Annotated in this window: 19 protein-coding genes and 3 pseudogenes; 16 read left to right on the forward strand and 6 right to left on the reverse strand. The window is 42.1% G+C overall.

Annotated features, from left to right (window positions below; all coding sequences use genetic code 11):
* On the reverse strand, window positions 1-326 hold a 326-nt coding region (locus V5G28_RS10345; RefSeq protein ID WP_442994242.1), incomplete at its 3' end, for a thiamine pyrophosphate-binding protein.
* Between the two features lie 427 nt (window positions 327-753).
* Between V5G28_RS10345 and V5G28_RS10350 the strand changes: the two genes are divergently transcribed.
* Both V5G28_RS10350 and V5G28_RS10355 read left to right on the forward strand, forming a co-directional pair.
* Window positions 754-4,332 (forward strand): NACHT and WD40 repeat domain-containing protein, encoded by a 3,579-nt coding sequence (locus V5G28_RS10350; RefSeq protein ID WP_336230308.1) that lies wholly within the window; start codon window positions 754-756, stop codon window positions 4,330-4,332.
* A gap of 215 nt (window positions 4,333-4,547) precedes the next feature.
* Window positions 4,548-4,772 (forward strand): hypothetical protein, encoded by a 225-nt coding sequence (locus V5G28_RS10355; RefSeq protein WP_336230310.1) that lies wholly within the window; start codon window positions 4,548-4,550, stop codon window positions 4,770-4,772.
* 170 nt (window positions 4,773-4,942) lie between these two features.
* On the opposite strand, the pseudogene V5G28_RS10360 reads toward V5G28_RS10355, so the two are convergent.
* Window positions 4,943-5,332, reverse strand: a pseudogene (locus V5G28_RS10360) (IS66 family transposase); the annotation flags it as partial.
* Between V5G28_RS10360 and V5G28_RS10365 the strand changes: the two are divergent.
* The 3 genes and pseudogenes from V5G28_RS10365 to V5G28_RS10375 all read left to right on the forward strand — a co-directional run.
* Window positions 5,329-6,205: pseudogene (locus V5G28_RS10365) on the forward strand (IS4 family transposase); the annotation flags it as partial. The pseudogenes V5G28_RS10360 and V5G28_RS10365 overlap by 4 nt on opposite strands.
* Window positions 6,206-6,209: 4 nt before the next feature.
* A pseudogene (locus V5G28_RS10370) lies at window positions 6,210-6,748 on the forward strand (IS110 family transposase); the annotation flags it as partial.
* A 975-nt stretch (window positions 6,749-7,723) separates the two neighbouring features.
* Window positions 7,724-8,296: a hypothetical protein gene (locus tag V5G28_RS10375; protein WP_336230312.1), complete on the forward strand. Its 573-nt coding sequence runs from the start codon at window positions 7,724-7,726 to the stop codon at window positions 8,294-8,296.
* A 202-nt stretch (window positions 8,297-8,498) separates the two neighbouring features.
* Here V5G28_RS10375 and V5G28_RS10380 read toward each other — a convergent pair whose 3' ends face one another.
* Window positions 8,499-8,645, reverse strand: coding sequence for a hypothetical protein (locus tag V5G28_RS10380; protein ID WP_336230314.1), 147 nt, complete (start codon window positions 8,643-8,645; stop codon window positions 8,499-8,501).
* A gap of 72 nt (window positions 8,646-8,717) precedes the next feature.
* Window positions 8,718-9,851, reverse strand: coding sequence for a tyrosine-type recombinase/integrase (locus V5G28_RS10385; RefSeq protein WP_336230316.1), 1,134 nt, complete (start codon window positions 9,849-9,851; stop codon window positions 8,718-8,720).
* A gap of 508 nt (window positions 9,852-10,359) precedes the next feature.
* On the opposite strand from V5G28_RS10385, the gene V5G28_RS10390 reads away from it, so the two are divergent.
* Complete coding sequence (locus V5G28_RS10390; RefSeq protein WP_336230318.1) at window positions 10,360-11,358, forward strand: ParB/RepB/Spo0J family partition protein; 999 nt, start codon at window positions 10,360-10,362, stop codon at window positions 11,356-11,358.
* Between the two features lie 316 nt (window positions 11,359-11,674).
* Here the strand turns inward: V5G28_RS10390 and V5G28_RS10395 are convergent, their stop codons facing one another.
* Complete coding sequence (locus tag V5G28_RS10395) at window positions 11,675-12,124, reverse strand: hypothetical protein (protein ID WP_336230320.1); 450 nt, start codon at window positions 12,122-12,124, stop codon at window positions 11,675-11,677.
* A gap of 137 nt (window positions 12,125-12,261) precedes the next feature.
* On the opposite strand from V5G28_RS10395, the gene V5G28_RS10400 reads away from it, so the two are divergent.
* From V5G28_RS10400 to V5G28_RS10445, 10 genes are all read left to right on the forward strand, one after another.
* Window positions 12,262-13,242, forward strand: coding sequence for an SDR family NAD(P)-dependent oxidoreductase (locus tag V5G28_RS10400; protein ID WP_336230322.1), 981 nt, complete (start codon window positions 12,262-12,264; stop codon window positions 13,240-13,242).
* A 174-nt stretch (window positions 13,243-13,416) separates the two neighbouring features.
* Window positions 13,417-13,602: a hypothetical protein gene (locus V5G28_RS10405; protein WP_336230324.1), complete on the forward strand. Its 186-nt coding sequence runs from the start codon at window positions 13,417-13,419 to the stop codon at window positions 13,600-13,602.
* Between the two features lie 51 nt (window positions 13,603-13,653).
* The gene (locus tag V5G28_RS10410) at window positions 13,654-14,250 is read left to right on the forward strand and encodes a siphovirus Gp157 family protein (RefSeq protein ID WP_336230326.1); all 597 of its coding nucleotides are present in this window, start codon (window positions 13,654-13,656) and stop codon (window positions 14,248-14,250) included.
* A 450-nt stretch (window positions 14,251-14,700) separates the two neighbouring features.
* Window positions 14,701-16,101: a hypothetical protein gene (locus V5G28_RS10415; protein ID WP_336230328.1), complete on the forward strand. Its 1,401-nt coding sequence runs from the start codon at window positions 14,701-14,703 to the stop codon at window positions 16,099-16,101.
* Between the two features lie 2 nt (window positions 16,102-16,103).
* Window positions 16,104-17,447: a DUF1822 family protein gene (locus tag V5G28_RS10420; RefSeq protein WP_336230329.1), complete on the forward strand. Its 1,344-nt coding sequence runs from the start codon at window positions 16,104-16,106 to the stop codon at window positions 17,445-17,447.
* A 470-nt stretch (window positions 17,448-17,917) separates the two neighbouring features.
* Window positions 17,918-21,103: a CHAT domain-containing protein gene (locus V5G28_RS10425; RefSeq protein ID WP_336230332.1), complete on the forward strand. Its 3,186-nt coding sequence runs from the start codon at window positions 17,918-17,920 to the stop codon at window positions 21,101-21,103.
* 214 nt (window positions 21,104-21,317) lie between these two features.
* Window positions 21,318-21,848: a hypothetical protein gene (locus V5G28_RS10430; RefSeq protein ID WP_336230334.1), complete on the forward strand. Its 531-nt coding sequence runs from the start codon at window positions 21,318-21,320 to the stop codon at window positions 21,846-21,848.
* 124 nt (window positions 21,849-21,972) lie between these two features.
* On the forward strand, window positions 21,973-22,452 hold the full coding sequence (locus V5G28_RS10435) for a hypothetical protein (RefSeq protein ID WP_336230336.1): 480 nt from the start codon (window positions 21,973-21,975) through the stop codon (window positions 22,450-22,452).
* A gap of 333 nt (window positions 22,453-22,785) precedes the next feature.
* On the forward strand, window positions 22,786-25,224 hold the full coding sequence (locus V5G28_RS10440) for a CHASE2 domain-containing protein (RefSeq protein WP_336230338.1): 2,439 nt from the start codon (window positions 22,786-22,788) through the stop codon (window positions 25,222-25,224).
* Window positions 25,217-25,912, forward strand: coding sequence for a hypothetical protein (locus V5G28_RS10445; RefSeq protein WP_336230340.1), 696 nt, complete (start codon window positions 25,217-25,219; stop codon window positions 25,910-25,912). Before V5G28_RS10440 ends, V5G28_RS10445 begins: the two co-directional genes overlap by 8 nt.
* A 40-nt stretch (window positions 25,913-25,952) precedes the next feature.
* On the opposite strand, the gene V5G28_RS10450 is transcribed toward V5G28_RS10445, so the two are convergent.
* The gene (locus V5G28_RS10450) at window positions 25,953-26,081 is read right to left on the reverse strand and encodes a CHAT domain-containing protein (protein WP_336230342.1); all 129 of its coding nucleotides are present in this window, start codon (window positions 26,079-26,081) and stop codon (window positions 25,953-25,955) included.
* Window position 26,082 lies beyond the last annotated feature (1 nt).

A 26,082-nucleotide genomic window follows, 5' to 3' on the forward strand; every position in this document is an offset into this window, starting at 1 on the left:
GCTGAGGTAGAAGCTGACAAAAAAATTACCTTTGCACCCTCCCAGCGGGCAGCAAATAAACCTGTCAAAGCATTGGTGATGCCTGGACCTGTTGTAGCAAACACCACTATCGGGGAATCACTAGCAAAGTATGCTTCAGTAGCTGCAAAAGCTGCTCCCGCTTCATGACGAAAGTGAAGCACTTGAATAGAGCTATGTTGCAGAGCATGCCACAGGGGTGTGCATCCCACACGCCCGGAGACACCAAATGCATATTGCACTCCTATCTCTTCTAGCATCTTGACTATTGCAGAGGCCACCGAGATAGGTACAAAGTCCGGTTGGATATTTGTAACAAGTGAGGGTGCTAAAGATGATTTAGTTGGAGTAAAAATGCTAGAGCGGATTCAGAATTTAGGGACTATTCTGATCTGGTGCAAACTTCCCTTGGGTTTAGTATTTTAACTTTTTGGCCTGACTCGTGTTAACAGGAAAAGATTTAGCGCTCATAAAATTAAAAAGGTAGAGTACGTAGATACATACAGGTTGACAAGTGAACTTTCTTGTTGAATAGGTGTATAAAATGTACCAATCAGCTATTTTCTCCTTTGAGAAGTTGAGTTTTGTTGAACATAATGTTTAGCTTGTTTGCTTACCTTATAAATTCATCAAACTTTATTGCTTACTAAGTTCCTACATGAGAGATACTGACTTGTTTCTGGTTTCGACTGACTTTTGCAGTTTATAATTAGTATGGTTTTTGCCGGATAAGCCATGCCCAGGTCGCTCAAAGTTCGTCAGGAATACATTGGGAAAGTGAAACTGGCAATCAGACGTAACGGCTTTGCCAGCCAAAAAGCTTTGGCTGAGGATGTAGGACTGGCTTTAGCCACAGTCAGCAACTTCCTGACTGGTAAACCTGTTGACCATGCGACGTTTGAAGAACTCTGTCAGAGATTGGCACTGGACTGGAGAGAAATCGCCGATCTGAATTTTGAGGTTCCCTCCAATGCTATAAATAAAGATGCTCAGAAAAGAAGTACTAGCAAACGCCAGGACTGGGGAGAGGCGATCGATGTCTCAGTTTTCTACGGGCGCACGGAAGAACTCGCTACATTAAGGCAATGGATTATTAACGACCATTGCCGACTCATCACTTTAATCGGCATGGGTGGGATTGGTAAAACTGCTTTGTCTGTGAAGCTAGCACAGCTTCTGCAAGACCGATTTGAGTACTTGATTTGGCGCAGTCTCCGTAATGCTCCACCAGTTCAAGAGCTTTTGACCGATCTTATTAGCTTTTTTTCCAAACAGCAGGAAACTGTTCTGCCAGAAACCTTAGACGGTAAAATCTCTCGATTAATGGAATATCTGCGTTCTTCACACTGTTTGTTAGTGCTAGACAATGTTGAGTCAATTTTATGTACTGACGAACGTGCAGGAGCATATCGACAAGGATATGAAGGATATGGGCAACTTCTAAGATGCTTGGGAGAGACTAACCATCAGAGTTGTCTAGTGTTGACTAGCCGAGAGAAACCTAGAGGAATTAACATCAAAGAAGGTAAAAACTCTCCTATTCGTTCGCTGAGGTTGTCTGGCTTAACACAAGCAGAAGGTCAGACAATTCTGGCAGAAAAAGGCTTTTCTGTATCAGAAGACCAATGTCGAGCGCTGGTGGAGTATTATTCAGGCAATCCTTTGGCATTGAAGATTGTCGCAACTACTATTGCGGACTTATTTGACGGCAATACTGCTCAGTTCTTACAACAAGGCACCATTGTATTTGGAGATATTTCAGATTTACTAGCCCAGCAGTTTAATCGGTTGTCAACTTTAGAACAACAAGTGATGTACTGGCTGACGATTAATCGAGAATGGGTATCCTTCACAGAGTTACAAGGTGACATTATTCCTGCTATCTCACTACGAGAATTGTTAGAAACGTTAGAATCTCTACAATTGCGCTCACTCATTGAAAAGAATGCTGGAAATTTTACCCAACAACCAGTGGTGATGGAGTATCTCATTGACCGATTAATCGAACAGATTTGCCAAGAGATTCAGACTGGAGAAATATCACTATTTGATAGTTGTGCATTCATCAAAGCTCAAGCAAAAGATTACGTAAGAAATGCACAAATTCGGCTTATCCTCCAGCCTGTTGCAGAGAAACTACTAAACCTTTTTGGCAATCAAGAAAATGTTCAAAACTACTTGAATCAACTTTTGTCAAAACTGAGGTCGTTTGTCCTCCGAAAACCAGGATATGCAGCTGGTAATATTCTCAATTTACTCTGGCAGCTTCATGTGGTTCTTAGTGGCTATGATTTTTCCAACTTAACTGTTTGGCAAGCTTACTTACAAGGCATGAATTTGTATCGGGTAAACTTCGCTAACTCGGATCTGAGCAAGTCTGCTTTTACTCGAACCCTGGGAGGTATTTCATCAGCAACCTTTAGTCCAGACGGAAAGCTGCTGGCAACAGGCATTGATAATGAGATTTGTTTGTGGGAAGTTGCAAACATCAAACAAATTATTACTTGCAATGGTCATACTGCTTGGGTGCGATCTCTTGCCTTTAGTCCAGATGGACAAATTTTAGCAAGTGGCAGCAACGACCAAACGATGAGGTTGTGGCATGTCCACACTGGACAATGCCTCAAAACTTTACAAGGTCATACTAGTTGGGTGCAATCTCTTGCCTTTAGTCCAGATGGACAAATTTTAGCAAGTGGCAGCAATGACCAAACGGTGAGGTTGTGGCATATCTACACCGGACAATGCCTGAAAATTTTGCAAGGGCATACCAGTCGGGTTATTTTTGTTACCTTCAGTCCAAATGGACAAACTTTGGTTAGTGCTTGTGAAGACCAAACTGTTAGAGTGTGGGATGTTGACACGGGGCAATGCCTGGGAATTCTAACAACTCATATCAATTGGGTGCTATCTATTGCTCTGAGCCCAGACGGACAGACATTAGTAACCGCAAGTGATGGCACAACAGTAAAATTCTGGGATTTAGCCAGTGGTGAGTGCATTAGAACCTTACCAAACTACAGCAGTTATGTGTGGGCAGTTGCTTTCGGTCCAGATGGCAAAACACTGGCAACGGGGAGCGAGGATAAAACAGTTAAGCTATGGGATGTTCTGACAGGAGAATGTCTGCAAACTTTGCATGAACATAATGATCGCGTTTGGTTGGTTACCTTTAATCCAGATGGTCAAACTTTGGTGAGCGCAAGTGAAAACCAAACGATGAAGCTGTGGGATATTCATACTGGAAAATGCTTGAGAACACTAGAAGGATACAGTAATTGGGTATTATCTGTCGCTTTTAGTCCAGATGGTCAAGTGCTGGCGAGTAGTAGCGAAGACCAAACGGTGAGATTATGGGATGTTCAGACAGGAAAATGCTTGCGAACCTTACAGGGGCACACTAACTTGGTCTCATCAGTCACTTTTGCTCCCCAAAACACAGATGTTCCTAAAGTAGGCAAATGCATAACCTCATATGAAGAGACTGAGAAGCAGGAAAAAAGCCAGATCCTTGCAAGTGGTAGTGATGACACAACCGTAAAGCTTTGGGATGTAAGTACGAGTAAGTGCTTAAAAACACTTTTTGGACACAGTAGTTGGGTACATTCAGTCACTTTCAGCCCAGATGGACGAATTCTGGCAAGTGGCAGTCGTGACCAAACGGTAAAGCTTTGGGATTGGCATACGGGAGAATGTCTGCACACCTTAGAAGGACATATTCATAGAGTAATAACAATTGCTTTCAGTGCTCAAGGTACTATACTGGCGAGTGGCAGCGATGATAACACTGTCAAGCTTTGGGATGTGAGTACGGGAATTTGTCTGCAAACGCTTCAAGGACATAATGATTGGGTTTTATCTGTTGTATTCAGTCCCTGTGCAGACATCCTTGCTAGTGCCAGTGGAGACCAAACGATTAAGCTGTGGGATGTTTCTACAGGGCAATGCCTACAAACGTTTCAAGGTCATACATATCGAGTCAGAACAATCGTCTTTAGCCCAGATGGCAAGACTTTAGCCAGTGGCAGTGACGACCAAACCGTGAAACTATGGGATGTCAGTACAGGTGCGAGTCTCAAAACATTTCAAGGACACTACAAAGCAGTACGATCAGTTGCGTTTAGCCCTAATGCTCCAATGTTAGTTAGTAGTAGCGAAGACGAAACCATAAAGCTTTGGGATATTAAAACAGGTGAATGCCTAAAAACGATGAGAATCGATAGACCCTATGAATGTATGAATATTAAAAACGCAATTGGTTTAACAACATCTCAAAGAAACACATTGATAGCCCTTGGAGCAGTAGAGAAATGAATTTAACAGTTACCAGTTATCAGTTATCAGTTACCAGTTATCAGTTTTATCGTTGGGTTTAAGTCCCCCACCAATTGGACCGAAAGCGTTGGTGGCGGGTTTAAATCCCCCACCAGCCCGCTGGCGTCACTGGTCACTGTTCACTGTTCACTGTTTTAATGTTATGATTCTGCCAGAGTAATTAATTGTTACAAAATTTGAGTGCAATATCGAATATGGAAAATAAAGAAGCTAAAAAAGCTTCGGAAAGCGAAGTATCAGGTGATACTATTAATGATACTAATGTTGTTGAAGAGCCAGTTGTCGCAAATTCAACTGACCTTCAAGATGGTCGTGGTAATTCGCGTTCTCCAGGAAAAGACAGAGGTGGCGATAGCTTCGCGCGCCTTGTGCCTGACTCTGCACGGGGTGCAGCCAAGCCGAGCTTGGGGGGAGCCTGAACGGAGTTCAGGCTCCAGCACATACGGGTGATCGCTCTCCCGAAGCTCAGAATATTGAACGTGGCAAGACAGACAAGACAAATTTGTAACTAAACCCGCCTTGGGAACAACCCAATGCCTCTGCGTCTGCATCCCCCCTTTGCAACCACCGCATACTGGTGGACACGAATTACACCTGGTGATTTAATCAAACTCTTGAAATGTCGAAGCATGTGGGCTAAACACTTCTGTTGTGCAACCGCAGGATATCCGTTATAGACGCTAAAATCATCACTGCTGAGAACACCACGATACTCAGTTCCAAGCATTGATTCGAGTTCAGCCCGCGAACGTGTATCAGCGGCATGAAACAAACAAAAAGCTTTGTTGCCAACTACCCACAACCACTCTTTAACTCCTTTAACCGCCCACGGTGTTTCATCAACATGGACGTTTGGTTGCTCAGTTTTCACCCAATTCCCCAATTGCTCAACTGGTGTTTCGATCGCTTGTGCAACTCTTTCATTTGTAGCAACTAGGGTTCCTTCACCAATATCAATTTGCCCTAACTCTTGAAGAAGCACTCACCAGTGTAGAAAAACTTGTCAGCAAGCACACGCGAGTGGTTCATGTTTTCGACCGAGAAGGTGATATCACAGAAGTTTTTGATAAAGTTCGTCAACTTCAGTACACGGGAGTCCTAGCTCGTGCGGCACATAACCGAAGCTTAGATTCCGATAGTGAACGTCTTTGGTCAAAGCTGGAAACGCAATCTATCAGTTTTGAACAGGAAATTGAACTACCTCAGACTAGCAAGCGTTCTGCCCGCAAAGCCAAGTTAGCTGTAAGATTTTGTCCCGTTAATCTTCGTACTCCTTACCGCTTTGACAACCGTGACCCTCTACTCGTATCTGCTGTTTATGCGACCGAAGTTGATTGCCCAGAGGGTGAAACGCCAGAAGAAGTGGATGTTGCTCACCACGGAAGTTGTCGCAGATATCCAGACGGCTTCTACGATTTTACGTTGGTATTCTTACCGTTGGCGTGTAGAAGAGTATCATAAAATTTTCAAGTCGGGGTGTCAGGTAGAAAGATACAGACTTGCTGCTGATGGGATGAAAACCTTAATTGGTTTCTTAAGTGTGATTGCTGTTGAGATGAGTGCAGATTACCTAATGTACACCGTACCCAGCCAACCGCCGACGCAATTGTTGTCCTCAATCCCCTTCAACTTCGCATAATGAGCGCTAAATCACCCAAACTACCCAAGATATTAACAATTAGTTGGGCGCTTGGTTGCGATTGCCCAAGGGGCAGTGCCGAAGGCAATCGCTCGTTTAGGGGGTTACTTAGAACATCGACATAAAACTCCTATTGGTATCCAGGTACTGTGGCGGGGCTGGTTAAAATTGCATGATAAGAGTGAGGGTTGGCAGCTTGCTAGAGAGACTTAACGGGAAAAGTCAGGTACGTAGTTTTGGCTGTTTTACTGCTGAGTTGTATGCAATGGCAGACTGGCTAAAGCAGTGCCGTATTGAAACTGTGGCAATGGAATCAACAGGAGTTTACTGGATACCTGTGTTCCAAATTCTGGAAAGCAAAGGGTTTGAGGTCAGACTCGTTAATGCTCATTATGTTAAAACTGTACCAGGTCGCAAAACTGACGTACTTGATTGCCAGTGGTTGCAACAGTTACACACTTATGGCTTGTTAGCAGGTTCATAACGTCTGCGATGACCTTTCTTTGTGTTCTCCGGAGTTACATCCGGCAACGGGACAACTTGATTAAAAGTGCTTGTGTCCACGTACAAAGGATGCAAAAAGCTCTGACTGAAATGAACGTACAACTGCATCGGGTGATTAGTGACATTACAGGCACTACAGGTATGGCAATTATCAATGCCATCATTTCTGGTGAGCGTTCACCACAAAAGTTGGCTGCCCTGAAAGATGAACATATTAGGGCAAGTTGTACAAGTATTGCTGCTGCTTTGACTTGCGCTGCATATTTTCCTTTCGTTACCTACTAGGTACTGCGCCCATCCGCGTGAGGGATGTTTTCATAGAGGTTTGGGGTCTGAATCCCAAAGCTAGAGACGGCTCTAGCTTTTAACCGACCGTTTCAGGTCGCACTCCTATCCCCAGCTTCAGCCCTTGGAATTCCGAGTCCAGTCACGCTCGGGTAGGTTTTGAGTCAGCCTGAACTTTAGGCGGGAGGACTTGCACCTCCATCAAGAGAGAGTTCAGGGGGATATTCCCTGGATGACTTATTACTTATAGCGTTCGGTCATCAACGAATCGCACTTTGGAAGTCCCTTATTTATAAACATCAGCCCAGAACCACAAGGAATAGATAGCGAACCAACCCCATTCCCAGATAAAGCTTTAGCTCAAGTATGGAATGAACAAGAAATCCTGTCTCTGGATGTAGTCGTTACTTCCAAGGATTTTAACATTGATGCAACTATCAAAAAACTTTCCTTATCTCGCACTGGTGTATCTGATAGCGTCCAGTTCACGGTGTGTCCGCCTTCGCAGCGATCGCTTTCAATCACTCTAGGGTGGTGCTAAGGTAATCATGCAGCAAAGTACAACCCTGATCTATGAGAGCATCTAAGTTCAGACTCCAAAGTTTCACTGTGCCGTCGTCACTAGCAGAAGCAATCAGGTTACCATCAAGCTAAAATTGACTGACAAGACTGGAGCGCTATGACCTTGGAAGCAGCTTTAAATAAATCAAAGTGGAAATGTCGAAGCCAGGTCAGTTTTGTCGTATAACTAACTTCTTTCACGCAATCAGTTGCTCCCATGAAGTGCCTGTGGAGCAAGCGAAGAATTAGTGGAGCGCGAACAGGCTACCTTTGGATCTCCTCCACTTTTTGTCACTCTCCGGTTAGGTTAATGGTGACTTCAGGCATAATTGTTGCTATTATCACTATTGATAGCAACCAGATATCATAGATGATATCACAATGCCAAAAAAGAAGTCCGACAACAATAATTTGACCCCAAAGAGCCAGATGATTCGGGTGCCAACAGCGCTCATTCCAGCTGTTCGCGAACTGTCCCATCTGCACCGCTCTGGGCATACAGCTGCGGTGCTGCAAGGTTTGCAGGATTTGATATCAATTATTGATAGCAACAGTGATATCGATATTGCAGCCGACAGTAAATTAGTTTTGCAGCTAGAGAAGAGAGTGGAAAAACTGGAATCGCGTCTTGCTACTAGAAGCGACTTGGAAACAAAGCTAGAAGCAGTTACCCAGAGGCTGGAACAACTGGAACGGGCGCTTGCTTATGGGAGATTGGGCAACAACACTCCTACTCGAAGACAATCATTCCCATACCAGCAGCAATTCGTCGAAGTGCAACCATTCCCTCCCCAAAACTTAGCGCAGCGACTGGGTGTAACACCGTCAACCCTCTCAGCCGAACTAGAAAAACTCACCACCAAAGAATTTATCAGCTGGACAAGAAACCGCGACCCCAGGAGTATAGGTTGGGAGTATCGCCAAGACGATGGTCTGTATCATCCTATAAAATAAGCAATTTGCCGTATGCTGCTAGAACATCTAATCACCCAATCATATCTGCCAATAAATTCGTCATTTCTTCTTAACCACGCTTGCGGTTGTCGTCGTACTGAATTAATACGTCCAACTTGCATGGTCGCTGACTTTTTGCGTCTTTCTCACATCCCCTTCCGTGAAAGAACAAATTATGCACCAAGTTTCCCTTGAGAAAATCTCAGCGTAAATGTGGTGTGAGTATTTTTATTTGTAAACCTTTGCGTGGTGTTAACTCGGCTACATCCTGTGCTGCTGCATCACTAAGCTGCTGTCTGACAGCTTCTGGAAGCTCTTGCAACCGGGAAGAAGCCAAAGAATTTTCCAATAAATCTAAAACATTGAAACTGCAAGCAACGGGAACGCTACTTGTGTGATATATGAAGTGACTACAGGAGCGTCAATTCCGTAAAACGTGACTAGTCCCTTGTTTGCCAGATAGTTTGACATAGCGGCTGGTCATTGTTGATGAAGTGTGCCCTAATTGCGCCATTATGTCGAAGTCGCTAGCGCCTTTCTTTTTGGCGTGGGTAGCATGAGTGTGACGCAGCCAGTGAGGGGAGAATTTGATTTCCGCTTTATTGGCAATCTCCTGCATCATTAACCTAATGCCGCGATCGCTTAGCGGTTGTCCCTTATCCCGATGACTCTTAGACGGGAAAACAGGCTCATCATCGCTCTTTTCGCCTCGTATTGCGAGTAATGCCTCGCTAGTTTCGGCATCAAGGACGATAGTCCTGGTTTTATTGCGCTTGCCAGTAATCGTTAAAACTAGTTCGGTGTCGCCATCTGAGTTGGTCTCTTCCCGCAACTGACGCCAGTACAGACCTGGGTTGAGAATTTCGGTTTTACCCGTTCTGGGGTTTTTGGTGGTCACTCTACCTATTTCCCCAACACGGCAACCTGAGTAATAAAGCAGAGTAAAAAGCACCCAATGGCGCTGGCTTAGTTCTTTAGCAGTATCATCCAGCTTGTAAACTTTGCGTTCTGAAAGTACCCGTTCGGCGGTTTTGTCATCCCAATTAACGGCTAATTCTTCAGCAATATTCAAGGGGAAGTAACCAATAGATTGCTTGCAGCCGAACTTCCACAAGGAACGAATAGCACAAACATATTTAGCGATCGCATTCTTACCCAATCCGATTTTAGGGTTGTTGTTTTTATCGAGTTTGGGGTGATACTGTCCGTCTTTGCCTTTATATAAATGGGGTTTAGAATCTTTGAGGTAGAAGAGGAAAAATTGCAGGTGACCTAGGGTACACAAGCGTAAATCTGGAAGGTTGTAACGTTCCTCCAACCACTGTAACAATTCATAGGCGACCTGGCGGTATGAGCGCTCGGTTTGTTCAGATTTGATGCGCTGCGATTCCAGCCACATATCAATAAGTTGGTGCGCGGACCTGATTCTCTGTCGGTTGGGGAAGTAGTAATCTTTGAAAGTATCTGCACCATACCTGCCACCCTCGCTCTTTGTGTCGATGACTTCAGCATGAACTATATCAGGCTCCGAGTAAGGGATGGGTAGTAATTCCATTATTTTTTTGCCTCCAATTCGTGACGACTACTTATTATTGTGTCATACCTATAATGTTTATTCCCGGAATCAAAATTTTTCTGGAAAAACTACTTAAATCAAAAGGGTAGTAAAACGATATTTCTTCACCAATTAGCTAAAAGCTTACAAGAATTGTTGAGGGTGTTTTGCCACACAGACAGCACTTTTACGCCTTATTTAGAGCAAGAGCGAAACTCACTTCATTGTGAAAGCAGTGGCTTGTATTTATTGCAATAATAAGAATGCGATGCGTGACACTATCTATATATTATGAAATTAGAGCGATATAACCTATCATTCTCAGTAGTGAGTGCAATTCTTATCCAATGCATGTGTTATTGCTTGTGTAATTCATTTAATTTAGATAGAACTTTGAGCGAATAGAACAGCAATCATAAGCTATGCAAGCCCATTGGCATTATGCATTAAGAATAATCAAAACTATTGCACCTAGTACCAGATAGTACCCAAAAGAGAGATTTTCAACGTGAGTCCCAGACCAACTACCCAACGAACGACTACAAAAACAAGCAACCCTAAAAATGTTACTAGAACGAAAAACATTGCTAAAGCGAAAAAAGAAGATTCACAGGATGTAGCTACTACTACCAGTGTCTCTTTGGACGAGAAAGAAGATTCTGCTGCCTTAAAGGTTTCTTCCACGTTGCCATTAGACAAGATTGTCATACCTGAAACTCAACCGCGTCGCTATTTTGACTTAAAGGCAATGCAATCTCTGGTGGAGTCGGTCAAGCGCGACGGCATCCTAATGCCCCTTTTGGTACGGCCAGTGGGAGATAAGTATGAATTGGTGGCAGGTGAGAGAAGATACAGGGCGGCAAAAGAAGCATCTTTTACCGAAGTACCCGTAACTATCCGGGAGATGTCAGATTCTCAAGCAGTACAGTATGCACTTACTGAGAATTTACAGCGTGAAGACCTAAACCCGGTGGAGGAGACAGAAGGAATTTTAGATTTATTGGCTTTGAGATTGGAAACTGATAGGGAAGGGGCCATCTCGCTATTGAACAAAATAGCGAAAGTCAAACGAGGTTTGGCGGACAACGATGTCCGCCCAGAAGAGCAACAGATAGTTGAAGAAGTGTTTAAAAGCATTGGCAAGATGACCCCAGAGGCGTTTAGGGTACATAGGCTACCTCTACTCAACCTTCATAGTGACATTTTGGATGCTTTGGGTTCTGGGCAAATTGAATATACCAAAGCTAGAGAGATAGATAAGGTTTCGTCAGATTCTGACAGGATAGAACTTTTGGAAGTTGCTATAGAGCATTCTTTATCATTAAACCAAATCCGAGAGCAGGTCAAATCTTTACAGCCACCATCCCAGAGCGGGGAACTGCAAAAGCTTCTGGAAAAGACATACAAAAAAGTCAAACAATCCAAGGTGTGGGATAACCCTGACAAACAGGAGAAGTTAAAATCTTTGTTGGCAGAACTGCAAGCGCTCCTTGCTGAGGAAGAGTGATTACATTAACTATAGCAATCCGTGCAGGAGTTGTAAAAAAAGCGGGTCATACATAAACATAAGCGGGAAAATCAAATATTTGATGGTGAGTAACCAATTCAAAGAATCGTTTGATATGAGAAAAAGATTTGCAATCAGGAGAAAACTCTCTCACAAAATTTTTAGCATACAACCAAATGTCTTCTACAGGGTTTTGCGTTGGATCATTAGGAGCACTCTCGTATACAAGTCACTTTCCATTCATCTTCATTGAAGCCCTGATTAATAGTATCTAAGTAAGCTTTAATGTAAACCCACCTAACAACATCGCTGCTTGTTATTTCTCTTCGGCAGGATACCACCCTGCTGGAATGACTTTAAAATTCCATACATCTTTAAAAACATACATGCGCTCTATTATTTCTGATGGAGAAAGTGAATCTTGGCTACCTTCTTTCCAATCTTTTCTATCAACCGTTCCCATTACCAAATAGTTATTACCAATGATTTCGGGATTTGATTGGCGAATTCCAAAAGCCATAAATGATTCGATTTCCTGCTTTCTGGCAATAATCAAGTCACAGCTGGGACAATATTTACACTGCTTATTTAATAAAAAAAGCTGTTTTGGCTCGATATGAATTACCAAGGGGAATTTGCGAATTTTTGTTTTTGTCTCACATTTGGGACATTTGGTGAACGCACAATCAGAGTAGGGGTTTAGAAAAAACCTATGTCGTTTTTTGAGATTTTCCCCCTTAGATTTCTTTGAACTATTTCTAGACATCTGACTAATTCTTATTTCACAGTAAACAACGCCGAATGTAAGTGCAGCTATTAATTTAATCTTTTATACTGATTATTTTAATGTTAAGTTGAAAAATATAGTCCTAATGACAGAACAATAATTACAAACAAGTCATAATGAAACACCTTGAGGGTAAAGTAACATTAGTCACAGGTGCTACACGGGGTATTGGTAAGGGAATTGCAATTGGACTTGGTGAAGCAGGTGCGACTGTGTACGTTACAGGACGCAGCCTCAACCATTCTGATTCCAGTAATGAAGTTTCAGGTAGTCTTGCTGAAACCCAATCAGCAGTTGAGGAAGTCGGTGGTGTATGCATTCCTGTTCAGGTAGACCACAGCGACTCGGAACAAGTGCGTTTGCTCTTTGAGCGCATCCAAGACGAGCAGAATGGACGCCTTGACTTACTGGTAAATAATGCTTACTCAGGAGTCAAAGCATTAAGAGACGCTTATGGAAAACCTTTTTGGGATTGTGAACCGAGTCTCTGGGACGCTTGCAACAACGTTGGTCTGAGTAGTCACTATGTTGCAAGTGTTTTTGCAGCTGGGATGATGACCAAACGCCGCTCTGGACTAATTTGTACTATTTCCTCATGGGGTGGTATGTCCTACATTTTTGGTACAGCATACGGTGCTGGCAAAGCAGGGTGTGATAGATTAGCAGCTGATATGGCTGTTGAGTTAAAACCGCATAACGTTGCTTCTGTTTCAATTTGGCCAGGTATTGTTGGTACTGAGCACATTAGCAGTATGGCTACCCAGATGGACGAAAAAAATGCAACGCCAAAGAATTATTCGTTGTTCAGCGATCGCTACAACTGGGAAACTCCCTTATTAACAGGACGGGTTATTGCTCAGCTTGCTGGCTCACCAAATGTGATGCGTCGTACAGGACGTGTGCAGATTGTTGCGGAACTGGCTCGACAATATGGCATTGTAGATAAGGACGGAGAACGTCGTGTATCGCTTCGTTCTCTGCGCTTTCTAGTACCGTTTGCATTACCTGGATTGAGAAAGCACTCGTGGCTTATACCCGATATTAAAGTGCCGTGGTCACTGTTACTACTGAGTGCGCTCAGTTCGCCTAAAATTTAGTAAATATAATGTATAAAAAAATACAATTTAACGATGAGGGTTGATATTAGATGATTAAACGACTCTTTTATCAATTTTCGTCCCCGTCAAAATCGCTTTTTTTAGAAAAATATTTATTTGTAAAAAAATGCGCTACGCGCCCTTTGAGGGGAGAGTCACTAAAATACAAAATCTATGAAAAAAATCTCCCCCAATCCAAGCACAACACTTACAAAAAATCCACAACTTCAAAATTCAACACATAATCCAAACGCTCACACTCTCACGCATAATCCTGCCGAAGACTGTGAATTGGAACTGCGTGCTCATGAAGCCTTCGAGCGTTCCTACTACTTACATCTAGCATACAGCGTTTACTAAATAAATGCCTGCCAAACCACAGGCAGGCAATCAGTTGTTTGTACCAAAAATATGACAACAAATATCGAACAAAACATCAATTACCTCACCCTTCAAGAACTTTCTTTGGAAGCTGCCAGACTTTGGGAACAACTAGAAGAAGCTGGAGATGAGCAAAGTTTCGTGGAGCAGCTTCTAGAACAACTCTTCCAAGTGCAAGGTGCGACAGAGCGCAAAATTGATGCGATCGCCTACGTTGCTGATCAGTTGAAACTGGACATAGATGTATGGCAGAGCCGTCTGGAGGCGATCACCGAGTTGCACACCACAGTCATTCAGCGCCAACAAAATCAGCTTGAATCAATAAAATCCTATCTGCTGCATCTTTATGAGAAAGGTATTCTCAGTGAGCGCAACTCAGGAATAGAGAGGGAAATCAGTTTTCAGAACAATCCACCCAAGGTTGTGCTGAAGCTCGACCCACTAGATCCATGCTTCCCAGAGGAATTCCGGGAGGTACGCATTGAGTATCGCCCCTTTACCAAACAAATTCTTATGGCACACAAAGAAGGTCGTGATGTGAGCGCGATTGCAGAAATTGAAACGGGCAAGCATGTCCGCTTCAAATTCCTTTCCTCTAAGTCAAGGAAAGAAAAAGCTAAGGCGTGACATCTCCCGCACCATAATCTATTGATTTGGTGCGGGCTTCCCAACCTCGCGGTAGGGCATTTCTGCTAAGCGCTGAGCCTGCGGTGTCGTTAGGCTTACGGGCAGCTCCGCGAACGGGTGAGACATGGGGCTTCTGCCTAGGGTGTTGATTTTGTGGGCAATTAGCCGAAAATTTTTCATCCAGGTTTTATGCTGTCAATTCTTGGACGAAACCCTCATTTAATAAGGCTTTCATTCTTATGCGTTGAGGCATAGATTTTGCGTGAGAAATTATCACCTCAAAACCCTCAGAGTCAACAGTCTAGCTTCTGCCTGTTTAAGCTAAATTGCATAAGGTCAGCCAATCTGGAGATAAGAATTGATGAGCAGACTAAACTGTCATTGAATGAGATACTGCCAAAAGGAGGTATAAGTTATTTCATTAACACATAATCATTAACTAAAATAACTATGAGTGTTGCATCAAGATACTGGAAACTGATTAGAATAGACGCTACGGGAGTACGCAAAATCCAGGACATCGCCCCAGCTAAAGTATTTTTCGCTGATGTCTTTGGTAAGTTCTCGGATGAAAGTGATGTAGTAGATACAGACGTTCAGCGCGAATTACTGCGTTTTTGTCATGATGTTTCTACAGACAGATGCTTACTCGCAGAACGTTGTCTACTCTGCTTCATATCCTGGCAAATTGAGCAAGCTTGCTTGCAACTAGAAGCAAAGTTTGGGATTGCTCATGGTTTCCGGTGCGTTGATTTACTGCCTTATGTCCTAAATGACGAAGGCAAATTACAACCAGCAACTTCCTATCAATCGTTTTCTAGGGAAATTTTGCGCTCGTTTAACCCAGAACAAAGCAGTCTCACAACCTGGACAACTACAAGGGTAAAACAGCATCCAGGACTTAATCGATTTTTGTTGGAGTGCGGAGTTTACCTTGTAAGTGACTGGGCAATCCTTAACGATACTCGACCTAAACAGCTAGAGCGAATTTTAACAGAATTTCACTCGTTAACACCTGGAGAAATTCAACAAGCTAAACGGCTTTTGGAAAGTTACCACACTGTTTATCGGGCAGAACGGCTACAACAACGCTCTACGGGAGTTAGGGGAAAATGTACCACACCAACGACTCAACAACTGCAACAAATTGCCACTCTCCTCAAAGGTGAAACTAGTCAGACACTCAAGAGTGACACTGTGATGACACAACTCCAAAAACTCGCTTCTCAACTGCGACAGTACCGGATTTACATCCGGGGTGGTTCCCTACCCACAGAATCCCTGGATGCTGTTGCTGGTTCTGAGTATAATTTATTGATTAAGGATATACCATCACCTAGTGCCAACACTTTAGAAAATGAAGATGAGCAAGCAGAGTTTTTACAGTTCTATCGTGAGCAGTTTCTTGTTTGTTTAGAGCAAGCTTTGGGTTTGGTGACTCAGTCACGAGTAAAAAAACTACAATCTAAGAATGGCGAAAAAGCACAAAACTTTTTGACAGCACTCCAGTTATTTCATTGTCAAAACTTGTCAATGGCAGAAATTGCCAAGCGCTTAGGACTACGCGCCCAGGACGCAGTCACTCGCTTGCTTAAACTTAAGGAGTTTCGTGCTGATGTTCGACAACAGCTTTTGGTGATGCTGCATGAGCGTGTCCTTGATGTTGCAAAAGACTACTCTCATCCAGAACGTCTCCAAACTCTAGAACAGCAGATTACGGTTGCCCTAGATGAACAAATTTCCCTAATTATACAAGAGGCAGAAACACTATCTCATACAGCAAACAGTAGTTTAACAAACAATCTTTTTGCTGAAAGGCTCTGCCGCTACCTCGATGCTAGAAATCAGTAACTATGAATAATTTATCAAGTAATACACACCAAATGTGGCTTGACCTTGAGGTCTTGCCAACAGAAGCAATAACCCTCTCACCAAATGAAATCCATCAGGCGGTAGAACTAGGACGCCAAATTCCTCATGAAAGCAGACAGTGGCAGACTTATCTTCATGCTTTGGCTCTTTTCGCTTTTGAGAAATGGCTAGAAGAACGAGCAGATTCGCTCACCATTAATCGGGAACAATGTACCATATTCAAGCCAGCAATTGCGAATGCGATCGCCGCCGTTGCCAATTTACAAGTGGGTAAATTCAAACTGTGCCTAATTGCCACTGGTAGCCTCACGGATGAAGAAGTCACCTTACCTAGACCTGTCGTAGATTTACCAGAATTTGTTCCCCACTTTTATGTATTAGTGGAAGTTTTAGAAGAACAAGAATCCGCTGTTGTTTATGGCTTTTTATCCTATCAGGAACTAACAGAAAGATTGGCAAATGCTAATTTAGCACCCGAGGAAGATTGGACATATCAGCTACCATTAACTTGGTTTATTGATGACCCAGACCGCTTGTTGCTATATTTGCGTTGTCTAGAACCAGAGGCTATTGCTTTACCTGATGTGCCACAAGAACGGACTTCCACCCTTTCCAGGATGCAAAGTGAATTAACAGCATTGTTACCCCAGTTGCAAGCACCTGAACGAGAACTCTGGCAGGTTTTAACTTGGGAACAAGCAACAGCGGTTCTCACCAGTCCTGAATTACTCAACTGGGTGTACACGTCTCAAACACAAAAACAATTACCAGCTAAGCATTTAACAGATTTAATCAAATTATTGACCCAGCCTGCGGTAAATGTTGGGCGTTGGTTGTGGGATGAACTGGATGAATTAGCACAGGAATTTTCTTGGGCATTACTGCCGAGATTCGCACCAGTTACGGCAATGCGAAGCCCTACAGAAGAATTTGAGGTGATCATATCACAACTTCAGCAAAAAGGTTTAGAAATTCCCTTGCAGGCGCGTGCAGCCTTCAACGATTTGCTGTTAGCTGGAATTTCTCTAAGGTTATATGCTGTGACTTGGCATTTAGTATCCGAAACAGACCCCCATTTATGGAGTTTGTTGCTAATTTTAGGTACATCTTTACCTGAAACTTTACCTAACAATTTGAAGCTCCGGGTGAGTGACCAAACAGGTATTTTAGTAGAACAGACAGTCAAAGCAGAAAGTGGTGATTCTTATTTGTTTACTCGTGTTGTTGGCAGTTGGGATGAGAAGTTTCTTGTCAGTGTCAGTTTAATGGATGGCGTTGAGCTGACTTTACCACCATTTGTATTTTATCTGGGGCGAGCGGTTTAGGCTGAGTTGGTTACATATTTTGCAACGGATAATTACCTACGCCTTAGACGCACTCGTTGTTAGCCATTTCCATAGGGTAGGGGCTTTCTAAAGGGTAGGTAGACACAAAGGTGCTTAAAAAAACTTTACGTCTTAGCGTAAAGTTTACCACCACCAAAATTTTTGCATATGTTCTCCTTATGTGAGAGATGCGAAAGCTTGGAGAACGCGCCCGCAGTATAGTATGCAGGCAAATTAGTCATGGGGAAATTGTGTCATCTTTATCCTCAAAAAGACCGTCTTATAGTCATTTTTAGGCAAAATCTGGAACTAAAGATAAAAATCATCCAAATTTTTGCATAACCTCTGTTGTTCTGAGATATATAGACTATTGAGCGATCGCCGTAAGGCAGGCACTCTGTGCCATGGCCCTGCATAGCACTGCGCTCCCTTGCAATCACTTGACTCAACCAACACTCGAGGACTTGCCAATGCTCTACCGTCTGCAATCTGTGAGCCTTATTTCTTTGGTGCTTTACCTAACATTTCCCCTGAATGCATGGGAACTAGAGCCATTTAGAACGTCACAAGTGTTGGCACAAAGCCCAGATGCTCGAAAAACTCAAGCAGATAAACTGGTCAAACAAGGCGAGGAACTATATGATAGCTATCAATCTCAATCTGCGTTAAAGGCTTTCCAGCAAGCTTTGACAATTTACCGTCAAATCAAAAACCGCCCTGGAGAAGGTAGGGCGCTCAAGGGTATTGGTAGTGCTTACGATGATTTGGGTGATTCCAAGCAAGCGATTACCTACTTTCAACAAGCTTTAGAAATTGCTCAAGCTATCAATGACAGTGATTTAGAAGCAAGGGTGACAAGCAATTTGGGACTTGTTTACTTGCGTTTGGGAAATACTCAGCGCGCAACTGAATACTGCGAGAAAGCTTTAGCAATGGCGCGACAAAGCAAAAACTATGAAACAGAGGCGCTTGCACTCAAAAGTCTAGGTGCAATCTATTTGCAAACTGATATGCTCAAAGCAATTGATTTTCTGGGACAAGCCTTGGTTGCTGTACGCCAAGCTAACGGTTCTCCAGAGGACAAACTGCGCCAACGGAGACTGGAAATTAGTCTTCTTGATGCTCGTGGCAGTTTTTTGTATGGGCTTGGTTTCGCTAAAATTAACAACAAGGATGAAACTGGTCATGAATTGTTGAATAAGGCATTTCAGGATTATCAACAAGCTTTAACAATTGCTAAACAAATAGGCGATCGCCGCAGACAGGGAAAAGCTCTTTCGGGGCTTGGAGACATATACTATATCCAAAATCAGTACTCCAAAGCTGTAGAAACTCTCAAACAAGCTTTACCGATTTTCCAAACTGGTAAAAATTCTCGGTCTAAAGTACGAGAAACATACGCCAAGTTAGGTGATGTATATGTCAGATGGGGTAAAAGAGAGCAAGGATTGACATCTTATCAACAAGCTCTTGAAATTATCAAGACAGAAGTCCCTTATTCTCCGCTAAACAAGCTCGAGCAGGATACACAACAAGGATGGCTCCTAGCAAATATTGGTAATGTTTACTCTGATACGGGTAAGTATGATAAAGCACTAGAGTCATACAAACAAGCATTAAATACATTTGAATTAGCTATCAACCAAGCCAAAAAAATTACTAATCCTAGTAAGCAGTTCCAAGAGACACAAATTAAGCAAGGAATTCAGTTGAGTTATGTGCGGATGTGTTTAGCATACAAATTTCTGGGACAATATGCAGAAGGAAACAAGGCTTGTCAAGTTGTTAAGGATGCTAAGGCTACTTCCGAAAAATCTGCTTTGCCAAAAAGTTTATCTCCAAAAAATAAATCTTCTAAATCTTCCGCAGAATTAGAAAAGGCGCAAAAAGATTTAAAAGAGGCGCAAGAGAGTTTAGAACAAGCACGAGTACTCAATCAACCAGATTTGATAGCCCTTGCTTTTGCTCAGGTTGGTGATGCTTATACTAACTTAGGAGAATATAAGCTCGCTGAAGAAAATTTTAAAAAAGCTATAGAAACCAGCAAAACTGTTGATACTCCTCATTTTAAGTCACTCATTTTTTCTAATTACGGGCAATTCTATGAAAAACAGAAAAAATACGAGCAGGCAATAACTTACTACAAACAAGCTGGAGAATTTGCTCAACAAAGTGGAGACAAATTACAAGAAGCAAATATCTTTAAACAGATTGGCATAACTGGCTTTATTGCCAATAAGCTACCCGAAGCCACTACTGCTTTATATCGAGCAGTTGATGTTTTTGATTCAATGCGGGTTGATTTACCAAATCCGAGTCAAGTCACTATTTTTGAAACACAGGCTAATACCTATAGTCTGTTGCAAAAAACTTTAATTTCTCAGAAGAAATACAAAGAAGCCTTAGAAGTTGCTGAACGCGGTAGAGCGAGAGCATTTATCAATTTATTAGCCTTACAACTTTCAACAAAAAGCAATAGTAAATCAAATGCTGAAAATGCGAAGGTATCACCATCAAAACTTCAAGATATTCAGAGAATTGCTAAAGAACAAAACGCCACAATTGTAGAATATTCGGTTCCAAAACCTCCTAAATACGATGATGAAAATAATAATGACAAGCTCGTATGGGATGGTTCTGATCTCTATATTTGGGTAGTTAAACCTACGGGTGAAATTGCCTTTAAGCAGGTAGATTTAAAGCTTTTTAAGATATCATCACTTGCAGAACTCGTAAAAAATAGCCGTGTGTCTCTTGGTGCAGGAGGACGTGGTATCAAAGTGGAATCTACGGGTCAACCTATTCAAAAACAAAATTTACAAACACTGTATCAGGTTCTAATTGAACCCGTTGCATCACTTCTCCCCGTTAATCCAGATGAACGTGTCATTTTCATTCCTCATGAATCTGTGTTTTTGGTTCCTTTCGCCGCACTGCAAGACAAAAACGACAAATACCTAATTGAAAAACATACTATCTTGACTGCACCAGCGATTCAGGCATTAGAACTGACACGTAAACAGCGCCAAAAGCTGACAACCAAGGATGTAAAGGATGTATTAGTTATGGGTAATCCCACAATGCCAAAAGTGGGGATTCCCCCTGTGCAATTAGATTCACTACTAGGTGCAGAAACGGAAGCTGTTACAATTGCCAGTCTCCTCAAAACCAAAGCTATCACTGGCAAAGATGCTACGAAAGCAGTTTTCACTTCAAAATTATCCTCTGCAAGGATAGTTCATCTAGCAACGCATGGGTTACTCGATGATCCTACTAAAGGGATAAAAAGTGCGATCGCACTTGCACCATCCGCACAAGATGACGGTTTGCTCACCCCTACGGAAATTGTTGATTTAAAAATCAACGCAGAGTTAGTTGTTCTCAGTGCGTGTGACACTGGTAGGGGAACAATTACAGGTGATGGGGTTATTGGATTATCGCGCTCTTTGCTTACTGCGGGTGCGCCTAGTGTCATTGTCTCATTGTGGTCAGTTCCTGATTCGCCAACAGCAGAATTGATGAAACAGTTTTATGAAAATTGGCAGCAAAATCCTGATAAAGCCAAAGCTTTGCGTTCAGCTATGTTGACAACGATGAGAAAGCACCCCCAACCAGTAAATTGGGCAGCATTTACCTTGATTGGGGAATCAACATAAATCTCAAAAAATGATTTCTTTACTCACAGCCTTACAGGCGTAGGGCGATGACCTCTGATCCGCCGTAGGCGATTGCAAGGGAAAGCAGTGCCTAGGGCGATCGCTCTTCCTCATCAACCTACAGTTAAAGGAAATTTTTGCTCACAATGCAAGCATATCCTCCCAAAGCAGGGATATATATGCAAATAACAAGAAACAAGAAGGAGTCAAAAATATGAACTGTTCAATCTGGAAATCTTTTAGTGTTTGTATGACCTTAACTGCACTAACTTTTACGTCTATTCCAGTTTATGCACAAACCAATGGGACAGAAGTTAATAAGTTTCGTCAAACAATGCAGGAAAAGATTGACAGCATAGGAACGGATAAACGTTTTCAAGATATGGATGCGATAGGAATTGCTGAGAAAGTTTTTGGTGTAAAGTTAACTACTCAAGGCAGTCAAACATCAATAGCAGGAACTTACGGGGATTGCTATAGTTTGCACGGTTTCGGTACACCTAGGCTTAGCGGACTGGGAAAATTTACTCTTGATGGTCAAGGTACGTATTCTTCCAACTATCATGGCACAGGGAATTATGTGTTTAATCCAGAAGACTATACGGTGCGTTTTAGCAGTGGTAAGATGGCAGGTTTACTTGCGAAATATTCGGTAGATAAAAAAGGTAGGAGTGGAGTCAATTTTTTGTCAAAACTCAATCCCATTCTTGATAGAGCCCATTTTTGTCCAAATCAAAACAATTAATGACTCCATAGCAGCGTTGTACAGAATAGGAATGACTTTTGTGGGGTAGGCATTTGGCCTACCCAGAAAATTCAACAGACGAGCAGGATACTCATCTCACAAATCAAGGAGATAATACCTTTCAATGAATCGTTGGACAAAGCATATCTGCATAATCTTTTCCTTTACATTACCCATTCTCATCTCTAATCGAACGTACGCCGAAAACCTCCCAACTTCCTTGAGAATACCTCCCATACCATCACCCTATCGCTGTTACTCTGCTGCTCCCACTCTTGGAGGGTGGGGAGGTGCTCCTGAAGATACCCCGCTTGGTGTAATTTGGTTAGACGGTGCGGGTAACTATGACTCCATACAAAATGGTGGCGGGCAATACGGTTTTGCTCCTTCAAGGGGCTACTTATACTTTACAAGCGGTCGATTAAGAGGCTGGGTAGGTGTTTACGAAGTCGATGAGTATGGCAGGAAACGACTACGGTTCCCGCAGTCTAGGGGTAATCTACCAACACAAAGACCTATAACTAATCGCTACAATACCGCAGATTGGAATTGCTACCGTAAAACTCCACGAGAAGAGACACCACCCTGGGAGACAAATAGCTAAGTGGACATAATGTCTCTTAGGCGGGCGTTGCCCAAAATAGGAATGGTTTTGTGGGGTAGACATCTTGCTTAGTCAGAAAATTTAACAAACCGATGAGATACTACGTCTATCGTGCAAATAAAGGAGATAATCTTCAATGAACCGTAGAGAAAGTGGAGGCTGATAAGTGTAGGTTTTTTACAACAACGCTTGAAACGAGACAAGGGGGACAAAGGAGAAAAAGCTTATTCCTGCATTCAAATAAGAGTCTTTACTCACCCTTTTATAAAAAACCTATACCTGTGAAAATGGGGTACTATCCACCAACAAAGAACTGACAACACACAACAACCAATGACTAAATTTTTCCTCAAAGTTCAGCTAGCTAAACAAGATTGTTTTTTCGAGTTGTCTTGGGGTAGTGGACAGCACCTTAATGTCACTGTTCCCTATCCTAAAAATCTCACTACACTATATCAGGAATGGCAGCGAATTTATCTGAGTTTTTATAACACAGCACTTCGAGGAAGGGTGGAAGAAATCGGCAGTTTATCAGCACCACCAATTGATTGGCACGCTAGATTAGTGCAAGCAGAAGCTCAACTTTTATCTGAATTTCATAAATGGTTGCGTAGTGGGGAATTGTATGAGATTCGGGCTGTCATTGCTAATGGTTTATCGTTAACAGCAAATAGTCAGCAGTCAACCGTTGATATTTTTCTTAGTTGCGATGCTATTGAATTAGCACGCTTACCTTGGGAAACTTGGGAGATTGGCACAGACTTTGCCCTTGCTTCCGAAAAAATTCGTATTGTTCGCCAACCAATAAATATCCATAAAGCATCGAAAACAATAAATCAACGTTATGCCAAACAAGCAAGAGTTTTAGTAATTTTAGGTGATGATACTGGCTTAGATTTTAAACTAGGAAAGGCAGCTATATACAAATATTTTCGTAAGGAACAAGTTAAATTTATTATCTGGCAAGTTGGTAAAGATATTGCAAAATTAAAAACAGATATTATCAATGCGCTATCTTCAGAAAGTGGTTGGGATATCTTATTTTTTGCTGGTCATAGTAATGAAACTAATTTGACAGGTGGAGAAATCGCTATTGCCCCCAACGTGGCTTTATCAATTAGTGAATTAGCGCCTTATCTAACTACTGCTATAGAAAAGGGATTGCAATTTGCTCTGTTTAATTCTTGTAAGGGGTTGAGTATTGCCAATACTTTAATTGATTTGGGTTTAAGTCAAGTAGCGGTGATGCGAGAACCTATTCACAATAGTGTTGCAGAAGAATTTCTAGTACGATTTTTACAAGCTTTAGCTGAATACAAGGATGTTCATGAAGCGTTGTTAATAGCTTGTAAGTATTTCAAAACAGAAAAAAATCTCACTTATCCCGGTGCTTATCTCATTCCTTCTTTATTTCGGCATCCTAATGCCGAATTATTTTGCCTCAAACCATTTGGACTGAAGTCAATTTTCAAACGTTTGCAACCAACTCGTACTGAGGCGATCGCACTCTCCACCTTACTATTCATCAGTTTACAACTCCCTGTACAGCAATATTTATTGGAAAGGCGGGTGTTGATACAATCTATCTATCGTCAGGTTACACGACAAGTTGAACCTGTGACAAGTCCACCAGTGTTGTTGGTGCAAATAAATAATGAGTCTATCCGAAGGGCAGGAATTTTTAACCCCAAACCGATGGATCGCAAGTATCTAGCGCAGTTAGTGGATAAACTCAAGACAATGCAAGCGCGGGTAGTAGGTATTGATTATCTCCTAGATCGACCCCAAAGAGAAAGCGATCGCATTCTTGCCAACTCTATCCAAGCTGCTGTAAATTCTTCATCAAACCCCACATTGTTTGTTTTTGCCATAAATCATGCTGAAAACGGCGAATGGCTAAAAGTATCGCCTGATATTGCTAGTTCTAACTGGAGCTTGCAAGGTGAGATGAATATTTTACCTTATTATATGCAACTATTATCTCCATCAAATTCTAATTCGGAGCCTTGGTACTTCTCAAGTTTACTAGCTATATCTCTACAGTTGCAGCAAATTACCGATACGCCACAACCGCAACTAAACAGTCAGAAAGACTTCTTCCAACAGATTAATACTGATTTTAGCCGTCATCAAGAAAAATATAAGAAAACTATTTTGACATCAGAGCGAGCGCATTTGCAATTCATGACAGCTTTGAGTTATTGGTTCGAGCAAATGTGGTTCCACCCAATCATTGATTTTTCTATTCCCCCGAATCAAGTATACACTTCTATCCCCGCTTGGAAACTACTTGAAAATCAAGATGCTTCTCAGAATTTACAACATAAAATTGTCATTATTGCACCAGAGGGATATGAGGAAGCTGGTATTTTAAAAAACAAGGAAGATAGTTTCAATTTACCAATGGCTGTCGATTATTGGCGACATCAGGAAGAACCTGTTAATGAAAGTAGTATCTTTACTGGTGGTGAAACTCATGCGTATATGGTGCATCATTACTTAAATCAGAGATTGGTTGTACCAATTCCAGATTTTTGGATGGTTGGACTAGCAATACTGCTGGGAAAAATTTTGTACTTATCAAGAATTTTCAATCAGCCAAATCGTTGGAGATTGCTCATTGTCTTTACGGTGATGACAGGAATTTATGGAATAGTCAGCTTACAAATTTACATTTCATCAACTGCAATTATTTTACCTTGGTTGTTACCATCTGTCACTTTGTGGTTATATATTTTATCAGCCTTTTTCAGGAGAGCAACTAATGAATAAATGGATAGTATCTGCCATCTTGTTCTCAGTTGCAGGTATCAGCGTACCTGCTTTGTCTAATCAACCAGTTAATACTAATAAAACTCCAACACGCCAAAGCTTTTCGTGGGCGAAATTTTCGGAAATTATCTTTAGTAAGAAACCACCAATTAAACCACGCACAGGAGGTTCTCGTCCTACTCAAGTATCTTGTATGATTTCCCCAGAAAAATCAGATGTAACTACAATTGTTTGGAGCGAGCGCCCACTATTTATTTGGCAAGGTTCCGTACAAAAAATAGCAGTGCGTCCAGAAGGGAGTGAACAAGACTTGTGGAGTCAACCTGTGACAGGAAGACAAAGTATAAATTATACAGGAAAAGCGCTGCAACCAGGTCAAACTTATGAGTGGATAGTGAACTCATCTATGTTCGTTCCGTTTCAGGTGATGGAGGCGCAACAACGCGATCGCATTACCTCGGAATTGAAGACTCTGGAAAATCAACTCAAAGCAAAAGGAGTTGATACTGAGGCGATCGCTCTTGCTAAAGCCAATTACTTCGCTGAAAATCAATTGTGGTCAGATGCGTTGCAACAAGCTTATTCTGTGCAAAAACCGTCTCCAGAGTTGGATCGGATTCGCAAAGATATTCCCAATCAGCTATGTAATGCACGCCCATTAGTGCGTAATAATTCCACAAGCCCTTAATACCATTAGCGATATTCAATCTAGTCCTTTCTGAGATTTATTAAAATGGAGTCCAATCCCCAGAAGCAACAAAGCTAGCCCAATAATTTGGATGCTGGTATTTTGATGTCGCCAGCATCTCCAATTGTGCTTCCCTCAATGCTTCATGTCTGCCCTTGCCTGCTTTCAAT

It is taken from the genome of Scytonema sp. PRP1 (assembly GCF_036697665.2).
GTDB lineage: Bacteria > Cyanobacteriota > Cyanobacteriia > Cyanobacteriales > Nostocaceae > Kalymmatonema > Kalymmatonema gypsitolerans.

Coding starts and splice junctions, on each gene's coding strand:
- V5G28_RS10350 (WP_336230308.1), top strand. CDS start 754: ATGCCCAGGTCGCTCAAAGTTCGTCAGGAATACATTGGGAAAGTGAAA.
- V5G28_RS10355 (WP_336230310.1), top strand. CDS start 4,548: ATGGAAAATAAAGAAGCTAAAAAAGCTTCGGAAAGCGAAGTATCAGGT.
- V5G28_RS10375 (WP_336230312.1), top strand. CDS start 7,724: ATGCCAAAAAAGAAGTCCGACAACAATAATTTGACCCCAAAGAGCCAG.
- V5G28_RS10385 (WP_336230316.1), bottom strand. CDS start 9,851: ATGGAATTACTACCCATCCCTTACTCGGAGCCTGATATAGTTCATGCT.
- V5G28_RS10395 (WP_336230320.1), bottom strand. CDS start 12,124: ATGTCTAGAAATAGTTCAAAGAAATCTAAGGGGGAAAATCTCAAAAAA.
- V5G28_RS10400 (WP_336230322.1), top strand. CDS start 12,262: ATGAAACACCTTGAGGGTAAAGTAACATTAGTCACAGGTGCTACACGG.
- V5G28_RS10405 (WP_336230324.1), top strand. CDS start 13,417: ATGAAAAAAATCTCCCCCAATCCAAGCACAACACTTACAAAAAATCCA.
- V5G28_RS10410 (WP_336230326.1), top strand. CDS start 13,654: ATGACAACAAATATCGAACAAAACATCAATTACCTCACCCTTCAAGAA.
- V5G28_RS10415 (WP_336230328.1), top strand. CDS start 14,701: ATGAGTGTTGCATCAAGATACTGGAAACTGATTAGAATAGACGCTACG.
- V5G28_RS10420 (WP_336230329.1), top strand. CDS start 16,104: ATGAATAATTTATCAAGTAATACACACCAAATGTGGCTTGACCTTGAG.
- V5G28_RS10425 (WP_336230332.1), top strand. CDS start 17,918: ATGCTCTACCGTCTGCAATCTGTGAGCCTTATTTCTTTGGTGCTTTAC.
- V5G28_RS10430 (WP_336230334.1), top strand. CDS start 21,318: ATGAACTGTTCAATCTGGAAATCTTTTAGTGTTTGTATGACCTTAACT.
- V5G28_RS10435 (WP_336230336.1), top strand. CDS start 21,973: ATGAATCGTTGGACAAAGCATATCTGCATAATCTTTTCCTTTACATTA.
- V5G28_RS10440 (WP_336230338.1), top strand. CDS start 22,786: ATGACTAAATTTTTCCTCAAAGTTCAGCTAGCTAAACAAGATTGTTTT.
- V5G28_RS10445 (WP_336230340.1), top strand. CDS start 25,217: ATGAATAAATGGATAGTATCTGCCATCTTGTTCTCAGTTGCAGGTATC.